The following is a 14,558-nucleotide window of genomic DNA, read 5'->3' as shown; positions in this document are numbered from 1 at the left end:
ACTTTATGCTGTAAAAATGTACGCACAGCGTGGCCAGTAGGAAAGCATAGGATGCATTTCACCAATTAAAATGTCAAATTCAGTACGCCGACTTCCACGTGTGGGCATAGCGCTTCTGCTATTGAAAAATCCGGTCCGGAACTTTATAAATTCCGTTATGAAACTCCTGAAATGTGTATTCACCATTTGCAGCAGCCTGCTGTTTGCCCAAACCCATGCCGCTGCCGCCGCTATCCGCCCCTCTATTCAAACCGGGTCAGAAAATAATGTATGCCTGGAGCAGCTGACCACCCACGATGGCCTTTCTCAAAACACGGTACGCTGTCTTTTGCAGGATAAAAAAGGTTTTATATGGATAGGCACTTTAAATGGACTAAACCGTTACGATGGCAGGAAATTTATTGTGTACCGGCCGGAATACGGCAACCCGCATTCCATCAGCGATACCCGCATCCGCGAGCTGCATGAGGACAGCCACGGCTTTATATGGATAAAAACATTTGAAGGGCGCTTTCACTGCTTTGATCCCGCCACGGAAGATTTTATAGCCTTTGCCAATAATAACGCCCCGCTTGCCTACGATCAGTATTTTGCCGCCGCCAATGGCGACGTATGGCTATACGGCCATGCCGGCGGATGCCTGCGCATACAGCGCCGCAACAATAAATTTGTTACGCAACGCTACACCCTGCCGGGCAGCAACCAGGTGAACTTTATTTTTGAAGATGCTGTGCATCACCTGTGGATAGGCACTACAAAGGCGCTGCACCAGCTGGATACGCAGGGTAAACGGCTGGCCGCCTTACAGCCGCCGGCAGGCGCCGATTTTATACAAACAATAGCCGGTAAGGAGCAGCTGTATTTTGTTACCCGCAGCAATGGCGTGTTTACCTATCATTTACAGCGCCATACTTTTAGCGCACAGCCGCTAAGCAAGCCGCTGCCGCTTACCGGCGCTGCCCTGCTGGATCACCGGCGGCTGCTGTTGGGCACTCCCGGTTCCGGCGCCTGGGTGCTGCAGCTGGCCACCGGCCTGGTAACGCCGGCTGCCACGCTGTTCGGCGAAAACATACCGGGGCATATAGACCTGGTTAGCAATCATCCCGGGACGGCTTGGATAAACAACCACTCCGGCGCGGTATGGTATTATGATACGCTGCTGCTGCGGGCCAGGCGCTTTAACCTGGTGCCTCCGCAGGTGATGCAGCGGGTAGATGATGACCGTTTTACCATTCACACGCCGGATAACGATAACACCTGGATCACCACTTACGGCGGCGGCCTGTATTGCTATAACCGCCGTACAGATACGCTCCAGCACTTTGCATACAATGCCGGTAATGCCAACGGCCTTAGCTCCAACTACCTGCTAAGCGTGCTGGCCGACCGTTCCGGCCTGGTATGGGTAGGCACGGAGCATACGGGGCTGAATAAGCTGATGCCCCAGTCTTTTACGGTATCGCACTTTTACCCGGACGTCGGCGCTCCCAAACATTACAGCGCCAACATTGTAAAAACGCTGTTTGAGGACAGCCGCGGCAACATATGGGTAAGCACCAAGAACGGCTCCCTTACCTTATACAACAGCCGGCTGCAACAGGTGCGCTCCCTGAACCACCTGCTTCCCCGGCAAAGCCCTAATGTATATTGCATAGCCGAAGATGCGCAGGGCTATATATGGCTGGGCACCAAAGGCCAGGGCCTGTATATTACGCACTTAGACTCGCTGCAGCGGCCCGCCCGGCATTTTACATTGCCCGACCCCGCAGGCGGCAGCGGCAAGAACAACCTGGTGTACACCCTGCTGCGCGACCGGCAGCAGCGCATGTGGATAGGCACGTTTGGCGCAGGATTTAACCTGGCCGAATACAAAGGCGGCAATAACATTTCCTTTACGAATTTCCTGGGCACGCATGAAACGCTGAAGGATATACGCTGTTTAATGCAGGACCATACCGGGCAAATATGGGCCGGCACCAATAACGGCCTCCTTGTTTTTAACCCGCAGGTGCTGCAGCAGCACCCGGATGCTTACCAGGTGTACCGGTCCGACCTGCAAAATCCCAACGGCCTTACCAGCAACGTAATTAAAACCGTTTGCGAAGACCATCGCGGGCGTATATGGGCCGGCACCTATGGCGGGGGCCTTTGCCGGTTTATACCGGCCACGGATAAACGCGGTGCGTGCTTTAAAACCTATACCACGCAGCAGGGCCTTTCCAACGATATTGTGAACGGGTTGCTGGAAGATGAGCAGGGCGATTTATGGATCAGCACAGAAAGCGGGCTTACCCGCTTTAACCCCGACAAAAATACCTTTGAGGTGTTTTACTTTTCAAACAGCACGCTGGGCAACCTGTTTGCGGAAGCCTCCTGCTGTAAACGGCGCAACGGCCAGCAGCTGTGGGGCAGCATGGACGGGTTTTACAGCTGCTATCCCGCCTGCATGAAAACAAGCGAGCAGGATGCGCCCGTGGTGCTTACCGGCTTTAATATTGCCGGCAGCCCGCAGCACGCAGGCAACCTTTCCATAACAGCCGCAACGGCCATCACCCTGCAGCCTAACCAGAAAGTGTTTAGCATCGAATTTGCATCGCTGGCGCTGCGTAACCCGCAAAAGAACAAGTACACCTATATACTGGAAAATTATGAAGAGGCGTGGAACACACCAGCCAGCTACAATATAGCCACCTACCGGAACCTGCCGCCGGGAGATTATACGTTCCGTGTAAAAGGCACTAATAACGACGGCAGCTGGAGCCGGCAGGAAGCCAGCATACGCATTACGGTGCTGCCGCCCTTCTGGCGTTCCAACGGCGCATTTGTGCTGTACGCCTGTATTATACTGACGCTTATAACCGCCATCCGCATTGTGCGGCAGCGTATTTACCGCCTGCAGCATGCGGTGGCGCTGGAAAAGGAGCTGACAGAGTACAAGCTCAATTTCTTTACCAACATATCGCACGAGTTCCGCACCCCGCTTTCCCTGATCGTGAGCGCCATGGAAAACCTGCTGCCCGGCAAACAAAGCGCCTGGCAAACCGGCAAACACCTGCACATTATGCAAAAAAATGTGCACCGCTTAATGCGGCTGGTGGATCAGCTGCTGGACTTCCGTAAAATACAGCACCAGCGCATGAAGCTGCAGCTGCAGGAGCTGCCTGTTATCAGCCTGCTGCAGGAACTGTGCGACAGCTTTAACGACCTGGCGGAACAAAAACATATACAGCTGCAGTTCCACAGCAATGTGCAGGAATATATGATGTGGATAGATGATAACAAGCTGGATAAAATGTTATATAACCTGTTATCTAATGCGCATAAGTTTACGCCTGCAGGCGGCAGCATTACCGTAAATGTAATAGTGGATGAAGCCGCCGGCAGCTTACAGGTGCAGGTGTCGGACACCGGCATTTCCATACCGGAAAGCCGCCGCGACCAGATATTCCAGCGCTTTACACAGCTCAACAGCGCTATAACGGGAACGGGCATAGGATTATCGCTTACCAGGGAGCTGGTGCTGCTGCATAAGGGGCAGATTGATTTTCATAACAACCCCGGCGCGGGTGTAACCTTTACCATCACCCTGCCGCTTTCCAAAACCGCCTACAGCGCAGACGATCTTGCAGCGCCGGGGGCAGTAAGCGGGCAGCCGTCCATACCCTGCCCGCCGGCCTACATAGCCGACGAAGGCGAAATGGAGCTGCCGGAGCCTACCTCCCGCTATAAAATACTGGTAATAGAAGACAATCCTGATATTTGCGATTACCTGGCTGCCCGGTTAAGCCAGTATTTTCATGTGCACACCGCCAACAACGGGCGCGAAGGACTGGCGCTGGCAATAGAAACGGCGCCGGACCTGGTGGTATGCGATGTAATGCTGCCGGAAATGAACGGCTTTGAAATTACGCGCCGCATCCGCAACGAGTTCCAGACCTGCCATATACCCGTGGTGCTGCTCACCGCCCTGTCGTCCGGCGAGCACCAGCTGCAGGGCGTGGATGCAGGGGCCGACGCCTATATAGCCAAGCCTTTCAGCACCCGCTTTCTGCTAACCAATATTATCCGCATTATTGAGCAGCGTGAGAAGATCCGCAAACGTTTCTCCAACGACCCGGGCTTTTTTGAAGTGAATATTGCGGAACATGAGGCCGACCGTAAGTTCCTGGACCGCCTGCATTTTATTATTACCCGCAACCTGGATAATACGCAGTTTTCTGTAGATGAGTTTGCGGCAGCCGTAAAGCTGGGGCGTACGCTGTTCTATAAAAAGGTAAAGGGGCTTACCGGTTATTCGCCTAATGAATACATGCGCCTGGTGCGGCTGAAAAAGGCGGCTGAGCTGCTGAATACCGGCGACTATACCGTATCTGAAGTAGCATATAAAGTAGGAATGAACGACCCGTTTTATTTCAGCAAATGCTTTAAGGCCCAGTTTGGCATACCGCCATCGGCTTATCTGAAAAAGGTTAAGGCGGGATGATGGATATAAACAAAAAAGCCTGGCAGATATTACAATCTGTCAGGCTTTATCTTTGAGCGGAAGACCGGGCTCGAACCGGCCACCCCGACCTTGGCAAGGTCGTGCTCTACCAAATGAGCTACTTCCGCGTTATTTAAAGAACTTTAGTTATTTATGGGCTTTTACGCCTGCTTACTTTTGAATTTGGGATTGCAAAAATAAGGCAATATTTGAAATAACCAAATTATTTGTACTTAGGATTGTATAAAGTGTTCTCCGGTACAGCAACCTCAGGCTTGCCCTTGTAACGGTGCTGGTACAGCTTGTAGGAGGCCCCTAACAAAAAAGCCAGCGAGCAAAATATCATCACATAAAAAAGAAAGCGGGAAGAGCTAACCCAGTCGCGGGAAAAATCATTCTTGTTTTCAACAGTATTCTGTTCCATATTTATCCTTTTGGCGTTGCAAACTTACATTATGTGAAATAATAATCAAAGTAATATTTGAAAAAAGCTGAAGGCAAAAAGCGGAAATCTGAAAGCCGGGAGCTGAATGTGCGAAACGGCAAGTGTGGATGCGGGGAACAGGAAACGCGGAACGCCAGGGCCGGATAGTGCGCAGAATGCCAGTAACTTAGGGCAGCAAACATACAGGTGTTTTTACCAGCTATTTTAATATAACATAGTAGCCTGGCTCTTTTTGCTTTGTGCTTTCTGCTTTCTGCTTTCAGCTTTTTGCTTTTTACTTTTTGCTTTCCACTTTCAGCTTTCAGCTTTCAGCCTCTTTCTCCAGCTCCGAGAATTTTTTACGGCCCAGGAAATAGTAACGCCAGATCATGATGCCGTGAAAAACACCCTGCATGTCCAGCAGTTTTTTCCAGGGCAGCTTGTCCTGTTTCAGGTCATATTTACGGCGCCATTTATGGTAATGCCGGTAGGCCCGTATAATAGCCGCCATATCCTTTGGCTTGCCGGACACCAGGCTTTTCACGCCCGCCAGTATATCCAGGAAAACGCGCTGGAACAACACTATCCACCGGTCGGCCGGATGCAGGTTCTTCCACAGCATCATCAGGTTATTGCGGAAGTTCAGGTACAGCTTGCGCGGGTTGCCCTGCGGCAGACTGCCGCCGCCTACATGGTATACCAGCGATTGAGGGCAGTAGCTGATACGGTACCCCGCCCGCTGCAGGCGCCAGCAAAGGTCCACCTCCTCCATATGCGCAAAAAAATCGGCATCAAAGCCGTTCACCTCATGAAAACACCTGGAGCGGATGAACAGCGCAGCGCCGGTTGCCCAGAATACATCCTGTGCATCATCATACTGGCCGGTATCTTTTTCAGTGGTGTACAATATGCGGCCGCGGCAAAAGGTATAGCCCAGTATATCCATCCAGCCGCCGGCGGCACCTGCATACTCGAACTCATCCCGCTGGTAATAGGCGCGCAGCTTGGGCTGGCAGGCAGCTACCTGCGGATTTTGCTGCAGCAGCGCTACTACCGGCTCTATCCAGCCGGCCTCCACCTCCACATCCTGGTTCAGGAGCACATAAATATCGGCCTGCACGTGCCGCAGGGCCTGGTTATAGCCGCCGGCAAAACCGTCGTTGGAAGGGTTTTGTATGATCTTTACCTGCGGAAAGTGGGTTTGGGTAAAGGCCACGCTGTCGTCGGTAGAGGCATTGTCGGCCAGGTAAAGTGCCAGGTTGCCATAGGTTGAACGGCATACTGAGGGCAGGAACTTTTCCAGAAATCCCCTCCCGTTCCAGTTAAGAATAACTACGGCAACTGATGGCAATGCGGACAACCCGTATTCGTTTAGGCGTGATGAATTATTTGTATTTGCAAATAAATCTTTTTGCGATTGCAAATATAATAGAAAAGTCCATAGTCCATAATCCGTTGGGGGGCCCCTGCCAGCCGGTACCATTAACCGCCAACACAAGATTTATATTAACTTAGGGCCAAATGTTTAAACAGTACATAGGCTGGAAGTTTGTATTGGTTTCCATGGCGGTGGTGATTATTGTAGCCACCATCTGGTTTGTAAGCAGCTTGTCTCAACGCATACAGGAAGAAGAAACCAAAAAAGTAGCTACCTGGGTAGAAGCCAACCGGGAGCTGCTGCAGGCGTCCGCAGACGCCAACCTGAACCTGGCCGTGGAAATTGTAACCACCAATACCACCATTCCCCTGATACTGACCGACGAAGCCGGGAATATTATTGACAGCCGTAACCTGGACACGCTGAAGACCAGCAACCCCCGCTACCTGCAGGACCAGCTGGAAACGTTCCGGGAAAAGCACCCTCCTTTTATCATGGAGGTGGATGCCAAACAAAAGATCTACAATTATATCTATTACGGCGACTCCCTGATACTGAAGCAGGTGCGCTACTACCCCTACATACAGCTGATAGTGGTAACCCTGTTTATAGGGGTGGTGCTGTTTGCGCTATCTTCCACCAACCGGGCTACCCAAAACCTGGTATGGGTGGGGCTGGCCAAGGAAACAGCCCACCAGCTGGGCACTCCCCTGTCGTCGCTGGAAGCCTGGCTGGAGATACTGAAGGAGAACGACGATAACGCCGGTATTGCAACAGAAATGGGCAAGGATGTAGACCGCCTGAAGCTGATCACCGACCGCTTTTCCAAAATAGGCAGCGTGCCCAGGCTGGAGGAAAAGAATGTAGTGGAGCAGATAGAACATATGACTGCCTACATCCGGAAAAGGGCGCCGCAAAAGGTGCAGTTTACAGTGCACGCTAAAGAAGCAGATATGCCCGCCATGATCTCGCCTCCGCTGTTTGACTGGGTAGTGGAAAACCTGCTGAAAAATGCCCTGGACGCCATGGAAGGCAAAGGCGCCATTGATATTTACATAGAAAACCACGCTACCGACATCACCATAGATGTAACAGATACCGGCAAGGGCATTCCCAAGCCGTATTATGAAAAGGTGTTCACGCCGGGCTTCAGCACCAAAAAACGGGGCTGGGGCCTGGGCCTGTCGCTGGCCAAGCGTATTATTGAGGAGTACCACAAGGGGCGGCTGTTTGTAAGATCGTCAGAAGTAGGCAAAGGCACCACCTTCCGCATTATACTGCGTAAATAGCCGGCACCCATAATAAATTTGTACATTCTCAAAAACAGATTATTTTTGCAGCCACTTCAAGGCTTGCGGCGGTGGCGAAATTGGTAGACGCGCTACTTTGAGGTGGTAGTGCCTGAAAGGGCTTGGGAGTTCGAATCTCCTCTGCCGCACCTAAAAACGTCATAATGATTTTATCGTTATGGCGTTTTTTTATTTTAGGGCATAACGGCGCCCTAACCCGGTTTCGCAGGCAAAGTATTGCTATTTTACTGTGACGCCTGAAATACTTGTTCCTGATTTTTTTATTTTGGCATTTTAGCACCCCGTGCGTCAAAGTTCAAAACGCCAGTGTATGAGTGAACATCATGAAATATTAAGGCAGCACCTGATAAACTTTGCAGCGCTCACACCCAAAGACATCACAGACAGCTGGGCCTATTGGAAAAACCGCAAAATAGGAAAAGGCGACTTTTTTAATATGCAAAACGTGGTTTGTAATGACCTGGGGTTGGTAGTGAAAGGAATTTTCAGGATTTATTACAATGATCCTATAACCGACGAAGAAAAGAATATTTTCTTCTTTTCCGAAAATCAGTTTATTGTATCATTCAGGAGCTTCATCACCCGTTATCCCTGCGTATATTTCATAGAAGCATTGGAGGACTCTGAAATAATATATATCACTTACCGTGATTTAAACAGTTTGTACGACACGCATCCTAACTGGAGCAAATTCGGGCGGCTGCTGGCGGAGCTGTTTTTTAACCACTCCCAGGCCCGGACAGAGGATTTCCTGTTTTACTCACATGAAGAGCGCTATATTAAATTGCTGGAAGAACACCCTAATATCGTAAACCGCATCCCGTCATACCATATATCATCTTACCTGGGTATCACTAATCCTTCGTTAAGCCGCATTCGTAAGAGAATTAACCGTTGATTCCTTACTGTGGTTTAACAGGTCGTCCGCTTCTTACCGGGCAAAGTGCAAAAAAGTTATTTTGAATTAACTTAAGTGAATATTTCCCATTTTTTTTCTCCAAAAATTCGCAGAAAAAATAACATATGGGATTATCAAATTTGGGCATTTTCCATACCATCATCGGTATCATTGCCATTGCAGCAGGATTAACATCTTTTGTAAAGCATGCCAGGATCAATCTTGCTAACACATCCGGTAAAATATATTTTTACGGAACAATCATAACTTCATTAACCGCTTTAGGGCTTTCAAAGCACGGAGGCTTTAACGCAGGGCACGTTTTTTCACTATTCATTTTAATCCTGGTTATAATTGCCTTTTTTCTTTATTACAGGATGGGACAGCATAACAGGGCCCGTTATTTTGAAAACTTTCTTCTGTCGCTCAGCTTTTTTCTATCCCTGGTTCCTACGGTTAATGAAACACTCACCCGTATTCCACCCGGGGAACCTTTAGCCCAAAATAGCAGCGACCCTTTGATAGGGAAAACACTGCTTGTAATTTTTATACTGTTTCTTGCAGGTTCGGTTTATCAATTTATCAGGCAAAAAAGGAGTAATAGAAATTCATCGGGAGGTAATATGCCTGTCAAATAAAAAATACAAAGGAGCTATTTCTGAAGAAATAGTTCCTTTGGTATTTTCAACCACCTCCATTCCGCACTTCAATACACTAACCAAATTTCCCTCCCTATCACGCACGGCATTATTGGTAACCTGCCCGGAAAATAGTAATTTTCTGAGCGGCACTATCCGTACCCCGGCATCCAACCACCTTTTTTTGATGCCCGTGGCGCCGGCACAGTACGTTATCTATCGGTTAAATAATATTTCAAGGGGATAAGTACCAGAGAAATTTTTGCTAGTTTGCAAACGGTATAATAAACCCGTATAATAGTGGCTGACTATTCACCCTACGACGAAAAAGAGCTGTTGCAACGCATGGCCAGTGACGACACTAAGGCCTTTGCGCGGTTAATGGACCATTATTCTCCAATGGTATATGGGTACCTGTTAAGATTTGTTAAAGATTCTTTCCTGGCGCAGGAGCTGGCCCAGGACGTATTCCTGAAGATATGGAACCACCGTAAACAGCTGACGGGGATAGAAAATTTCGCCGGCTACCTGTACGTGGCGCTAAGGAATACCGCCGCCAATGCATTTAAGGAAAAACTCTATAAAAACGATGGGCCGCCTACCGATACCATTGCCTGCGCAGCAGCCCCCACTGCTTCAAAGCTCGAATATAACGAGCTGGCTGATACACTTACCAGGGCTATTGACCAATTGCCGCCGCGCAGGAAAGAAGTATTTAAGCTGAACCGGTTTGAGGGCCTTACCTACGAAGAGATAGCCAAACGGCTGAATATAGCAAAGAGCACTGTTAAAGATCATATGATCGAGTCGCTCCTGTTCCTCAGGGAGCACCTGAAGAAAAGCTGGATGCCGTAATACCTCCCCTATAAGCTCAAACGTATTAATAATAAAAAAATATCTCGCAGCACCCCACCTCCCCTTTTAAAATCTTGTCTATACCTATAGTCATGCCATTTCAACCACTTGAATACTATATCAACAGTTATCTCAGCGGCTCTATTACGCCTGAAGAATGGGGTGAGCTACAGGAGCTCTTAAAGGATAGCAACAACTGGCAGGAGCTGAAAAAGCTGATGGATATCCAGATAGCTGAGTATGCCTTGTCGGAGCCGCTATTTCCACGTATGAAAGATGCCATTAGAAAAGGTGTGCTTGAAAAGATCGCAGGGGACGAAGCAGCCGGCGCCCCTGAAGAAAACCTGGGAAAAACCAGGACCGTTGCGCTTAGGCGCTGGTACTGGGCTGCTGCCGCAGCCGTTCTGCTCACAGGTACAGCAGCGGTCTATTATATGGCTGGCAAAAAGCATACACCACCACCGGCTTTAGTCCATCATCAGCCTGCTGACATTGCACCAGGCACCAATAAGGCGGTGCTTACACTGGCAAACGGTTCAACGGTAAGCCTGGACAGCTCCGGGGCCCGTGTTATTGCACAGGGACCAGCCGTTATCCGCCAGCAGGGCGGGCAGCTGCTTTACGCGGCTAAAGGAAATTCCGGCAACATCACCTATAATACACTGAATACGCCGCAGGGCGGACAGTTCCAGCTGCAGCTGTCAGATGGTACACGGATATGGCTGAACGCCGCCAGCTCCATCACCTATCCAACGGCATTCACAGGCCATGAACGGAGAGTGGCGGTAAAGGGAGAAGTTTATTTTGAAATAGCGCCATCCGCAAACACGCCTTTTATTGTGCAGGTAGATGACCGCGCAGCCATAGAGGTATTAGGCACTGCTTTTAATGTAAATGCATATAAAGATGAAAAAAGCCTGGACGCTACCTTGCTGAACGGCAGCATAAAAGTGAACGGGGTGGTGATAAAGCCGGGACAGCAGGCGCGCATACAGCCGTCCAGCGAGATCCGGATAGTAAAGCAGGCGGATGTTGTCAAAGCCCTGGCCTGGAAGAATGGGCTTTTTGATTTTGAAGATGCAAAGCTGGATGAAGTAATGCGCCAGCTGGCGCGGTGGTATGATATTGAAGTATCTTATGAAGGCGATATTCCTGATATTGAATTCATTGGGAAGATCAGCAGAAATTCTTCCCTAAAAGGAGTATTAAAAGGACTGGAAAGAATGGGGGTTCATTTCCGGCTGGATGAAGGAAGAAAACTGGTTGTCATAAAATAAAGCTTTCCCCCAATGCGGGAAGCATCGGTGAATAAACGATAACATAAATAAAGCAACTGTGGCTGGTGGCCCGAAAGGCGCCACAGGCAGGGTATTGCCCGTAAGAAATGGGACAAAAGCTATCGGCCGACTACTATATAACGTTATGAAAGTGCCACAACAAATGGATCAATCTTTTAGCAAACAGATATTCAAAATGTGTTCAATGTTCAACGTTCAGGGGGGCGTATCTCCGCCACGGGAAAAGCCACCCAGTTGGTACTAAAAAACGGACCAGTCAAAAAAAAACCGGAAGTGCTTGGACCCACCTCCGGCGAATAGTTTGGCCGGTTCAAATCGAGTGCTGAATTCTCTTTTTTCACTACCAAACCTTGCACAAATTATGCAAAAAAAAGTTACCCGCCACCGGCCTGGCCGGGAGGGGCATCTGTGCCTAACAAAAATCATTTTGGTTATGAAACTAACCATTTTCCTGATGACAGCAGCTCTCCTTCAGGTGCATGCGGGCAGCATGGCCCAATCCATCACGATGTATGGAAAGGACATTTCCCTGAAGCAGGTATTTACTGCTATTGAAACGCAAACAAGCTTTGTTGTTTTTTCTTCCAAAAACGACATGCAGCAGGCAAGGCCGGTGTCCCTGTCTGTTTACAACATGCCGCTGACAGACTTCCTGGACCTGGCGTTAAGGGATCAGCCGCTGGACTATTCCATTGACGGCAGAACCATTTTCCTGACCAGGAAAGCGCCGGGAACCGGCAATACGGCCAATAACAGGAACGGCTCAGGTGCATTGCATGCCGCCGCGGCCAATGCGCCTATCCGTGTTTCAGGAACCGTAACCGATACCCTGGGACATGTATTGATTGGTGTTACCGTAAAAGTAAAAGATGGTTCCATAGGCACCATTACAGACGAAAACGGGCATTACCACCTGGATGCCCAGCGCAACTCGGTACTGGTGTTCTCTTATATAGGGTATAATGTTATGGAGGTGCCTGTTAATGGAAGAAGCGTTATCAATGTAAGCCTGAAGAATACCTACAGTGGCCTGAATGAAGTAGTGGTAGTGGGCTATGGCACCCAAACCAAGGTTAACTTAACAGGCGCGGTATCTACTGTTTCCATAGATGCGCTGAAACAGGTGCCGGTTACTAACTTCTCCAATACGCTGGCAGGCAGGCTGCCGGGGGTAATAGCCGTGAACAGCAGCGGGGAGCCGGGCGAAGACGGCAGCTCCATTCTCATCAGGGGTAACCATACCCTCAATAACAATGCGCCGCTGGTGGTGGTAGATGGTGTGCCTACCCCCAGTGATATACTGCAAAGGATCAATCCTCATGATATAGAGAACATAAGCGTGCTGAAAGATGCTACCGCTTCTATATATGGTTCTGAATCTGCGAACGGCGTAATATTAATCACCACCAAGCATGGCCTGAAGAACCAGGTGCCGTTATTTAGCCTGAACATTAACCAGGGTTTTGCGCAGCCCACGCGTATACCTAAAATGGCTAGCGCTGTTGATTATATGACCATGCTGAATGAAGCAGCCATCTATCATGGCACCACACCGCAGTTCTCTGAAGAAGCTATTAAAGCATACAGCGATCCTAACCGGGATCCCTGGCTGTACCCTAATACCGACTGGTATAAAGAAGGCCTGAAAACATTATCGCCCCAAACCACCGGTAACTTATCCGTACAGGGCGGCTCATCCAACCTTACCTATTTTCTTTCCCTGGGAGGATTAACGCAGGATGGCTATTACAAGAGCAGCGCTACCAGGTACAACCAGTTTAATGTGCGCAGTAATATTACCGGCCAGATCACCAAAAACATTAAGCTGGGACTGGATCTCAGCGGGCGTAAGGAAGACCGGCATTTCCCCACCGTGGCTGCCGCACAGATATTCCGTATGCTGATGCGCGGCCGGCCTACCGATCCGGCTTACTTCCCCAACGGGTTGCCGGGACCAGACCTGTCAGAAGGTACGCAGCCGGTAGTATCAGGCAGCAAGCAAACAGGGTATGACAACAACCAGCAGTATCATATGACCGGCAACCTGTCATTGGATATTACTATACCCGGGCTCACCGGCTTTAACATCCAGGGATTGCTTTCCTACAACAAAGAGTTCCAGGAAGTTAAAGTATGGAAAACGCCCTGGACCCTGTATAGCTTTGACAAGCAGGCTTACATCAATAATGGCCAGAAGGATCCGGAGAAATTTTTAACGCCTTATTCTGCAGGCGCCACTGATCCTTCGCTGTCACAGTCCTACTACCAGCAGGAAAAACGGCTTGGCAACCTGGTAGCTAACTATAAACGCACCTTCGGCAGCCATAATGTTGCCATTATGGCCGGCACTGAAGTGCAAAAGTTTATGGACAACACCTTTAATGCCTTCCGCCGTCATTTTATATCCACCAGCATTCCGGAACTGTTTGCAGGTGGACAAGCGGACTGGAAGAACGGCGGTTCAGCGGCCGAAGGGGCAAGATTGAGCTACTTTGGCAGGGCCAATTACAATTTCAAAAACAAGTACCTCTTCGAGTTTGTAGGCCGTTATGATGGTTCCTATCTTTTTCCTGCTGATAAAAGGTTCGGGTTCTTCCCGGCATTTTCTGCGGGATGGCGTGTTACAGAAGAGCCTTTCTTTAAGAATAATGTAAAAGCCTTCAACGAATTAAAAATAAGGGCCTCCTGGGGTAAAACAGGTAATGATCTTACCAACCCCAACGACCTGGTGGAAGCGCAGCAATACTACAGCGGCTTTGGATTTGGCAGCGGGTATGTGTTAGGTGTAAACCAGGTAATACAGAACATTGCCCCCACCATTACCGCTAACCCGTATGTTACCTGGGAAAGGGCCAAGCAGTTTGACATAGGCCTGGACGGAGCCATACTGGATAATAAGCTCACCTTTACAGTTGACTACTGGAACCAGGAGCGGTCCGGTATATTGATCGCCAGGAATGCCTCTATTCCCAGGAGCACCGGCCTTACCCTTCCCAGGGAAAACCTGGGCATCGTAAAAAGCTGGGGCTATGATGGAAATGTAACCTGGACACAACAGGTTACGAAGGATCTGTCATTTAATGTTTTACTGAACCTGGGCTATTCAACAACAAAAATCGTTTTCTGGGACGAGCCGCCCGGTGCGCCTGATTATCAGCAGTCTACCGGCGGTAAGATAAGCACCGGTTTATATTACCGGGCCATTGGCGTGTTCCAGGATCAGAAACAGGTAGACGACTATCCCCACTGGTCTGGCGCCAGGCCGGGTGACCTG

At 49.5% G+C, this 14,558-nt stretch carries 9 protein-coding genes and 2 tRNA genes; 8 read left to right on the top strand and 3 right to left on the bottom strand.

Annotation, left to right across the window (positions count from 1 at the left end):
- Positions 1–157 precede the first annotated feature (157 nt).
- Positions 158–4,483, top strand: coding sequence for a hybrid sensor histidine kinase/response regulator (locus VFS25_RS17000; RefSeq protein ID WP_326463363.1), 4,326 nt, complete (start codon positions 158–160; stop codon positions 4,481–4,483).
- A gap of 55 nt (positions 4,484–4,538) precedes the next feature.
- Here VFS25_RS17000 and VFS25_RS16995 read toward each other — a convergent pair.
- The 3 genes from VFS25_RS16995 to VFS25_RS16985 all read right to left on the bottom strand — a co-directional run bounded on the left by VFS25_RS16995 (position 4,539) and on the right by VFS25_RS16985 (position 6,267).
- Positions 4,539–4,611, bottom strand: a tRNA-Gly gene (locus tag VFS25_RS16995).
- A gap of 95 nt (positions 4,612–4,706) precedes the next feature.
- Positions 4,707–4,907, bottom strand: coding sequence for a hypothetical protein (locus VFS25_RS16990; protein ID WP_326463362.1), 201 nt, complete (start codon positions 4,905–4,907; stop codon positions 4,707–4,709).
- 322 nt (positions 4,908–5,229) lie between these two features.
- Positions 5,230–6,267, bottom strand: coding sequence for a glycosyltransferase family 2 protein (locus VFS25_RS16985; RefSeq protein WP_326463361.1), 1,038 nt, complete (start codon positions 6,265–6,267; stop codon positions 5,230–5,232).
- A 161-nt stretch (positions 6,268–6,428) separates the two neighbouring features.
- Between VFS25_RS16985 and VFS25_RS16980 the strand changes: the two genes are divergently transcribed.
- The 7 genes from VFS25_RS16980 to VFS25_RS16950 form a co-directional block, all read left to right on the top strand.
- On the top strand, positions 6,429–7,574 hold the full coding sequence (locus VFS25_RS16980) for a HAMP domain-containing sensor histidine kinase (RefSeq protein ID WP_326463360.1): 1,146 nt from the start codon (positions 6,429–6,431) through the stop codon (positions 7,572–7,574).
- Between the two features lie 65 nt (positions 7,575–7,639).
- A tRNA-Leu gene (locus tag VFS25_RS16975) sits at positions 7,640–7,723 on the top strand.
- Between the two features lie 182 nt (positions 7,724–7,905).
- Complete coding sequence (locus VFS25_RS16970) at positions 7,906–8,493, top strand: Crp/Fnr family transcriptional regulator (protein WP_326463359.1); 588 nt, start codon at positions 7,906–7,908, stop codon at positions 8,491–8,493.
- Between the two features lie 125 nt (positions 8,494–8,618).
- Positions 8,619–9,131, top strand: coding sequence for a hypothetical protein (locus tag VFS25_RS16965; protein ID WP_326463358.1), 513 nt, complete (start codon positions 8,619–8,621; stop codon positions 9,129–9,131).
- Between the two features lie 300 nt (positions 9,132–9,431).
- On the top strand, positions 9,432–9,986 hold the full coding sequence (locus VFS25_RS16960) for an RNA polymerase sigma-70 factor (RefSeq protein WP_326463357.1): 555 nt from the start codon (positions 9,432–9,434) through the stop codon (positions 9,984–9,986).
- Between the two features lie 92 nt (positions 9,987–10,078).
- Positions 10,079–11,263, top strand: a complete 1,185-nt coding sequence (locus VFS25_RS16955) for a FecR family protein (protein ID WP_326463356.1) — start codon at positions 10,079–10,081, stop codon at positions 11,261–11,263.
- A gap of 454 nt (positions 11,264–11,717) precedes the next feature.
- Positions 11,718–14,558, top strand: a 2,841-nt coding sequence (locus VFS25_RS16950; protein WP_326463355.1) for a TonB-dependent receptor, incomplete at its 3' end; no start/stop codon positions are given.

The organism is Chitinophaga sp., assembly GCF_035761305.1.
Taxonomy (GTDB): Bacteria; Bacteroidota; Bacteroidia; order Chitinophagales; family Chitinophagaceae; genus Chitinophaga.
The sequence above is the reverse complement of the archived record's forward strand: the minus strand, read 5'-3'. Positions and strand labels throughout refer to the sequence as shown.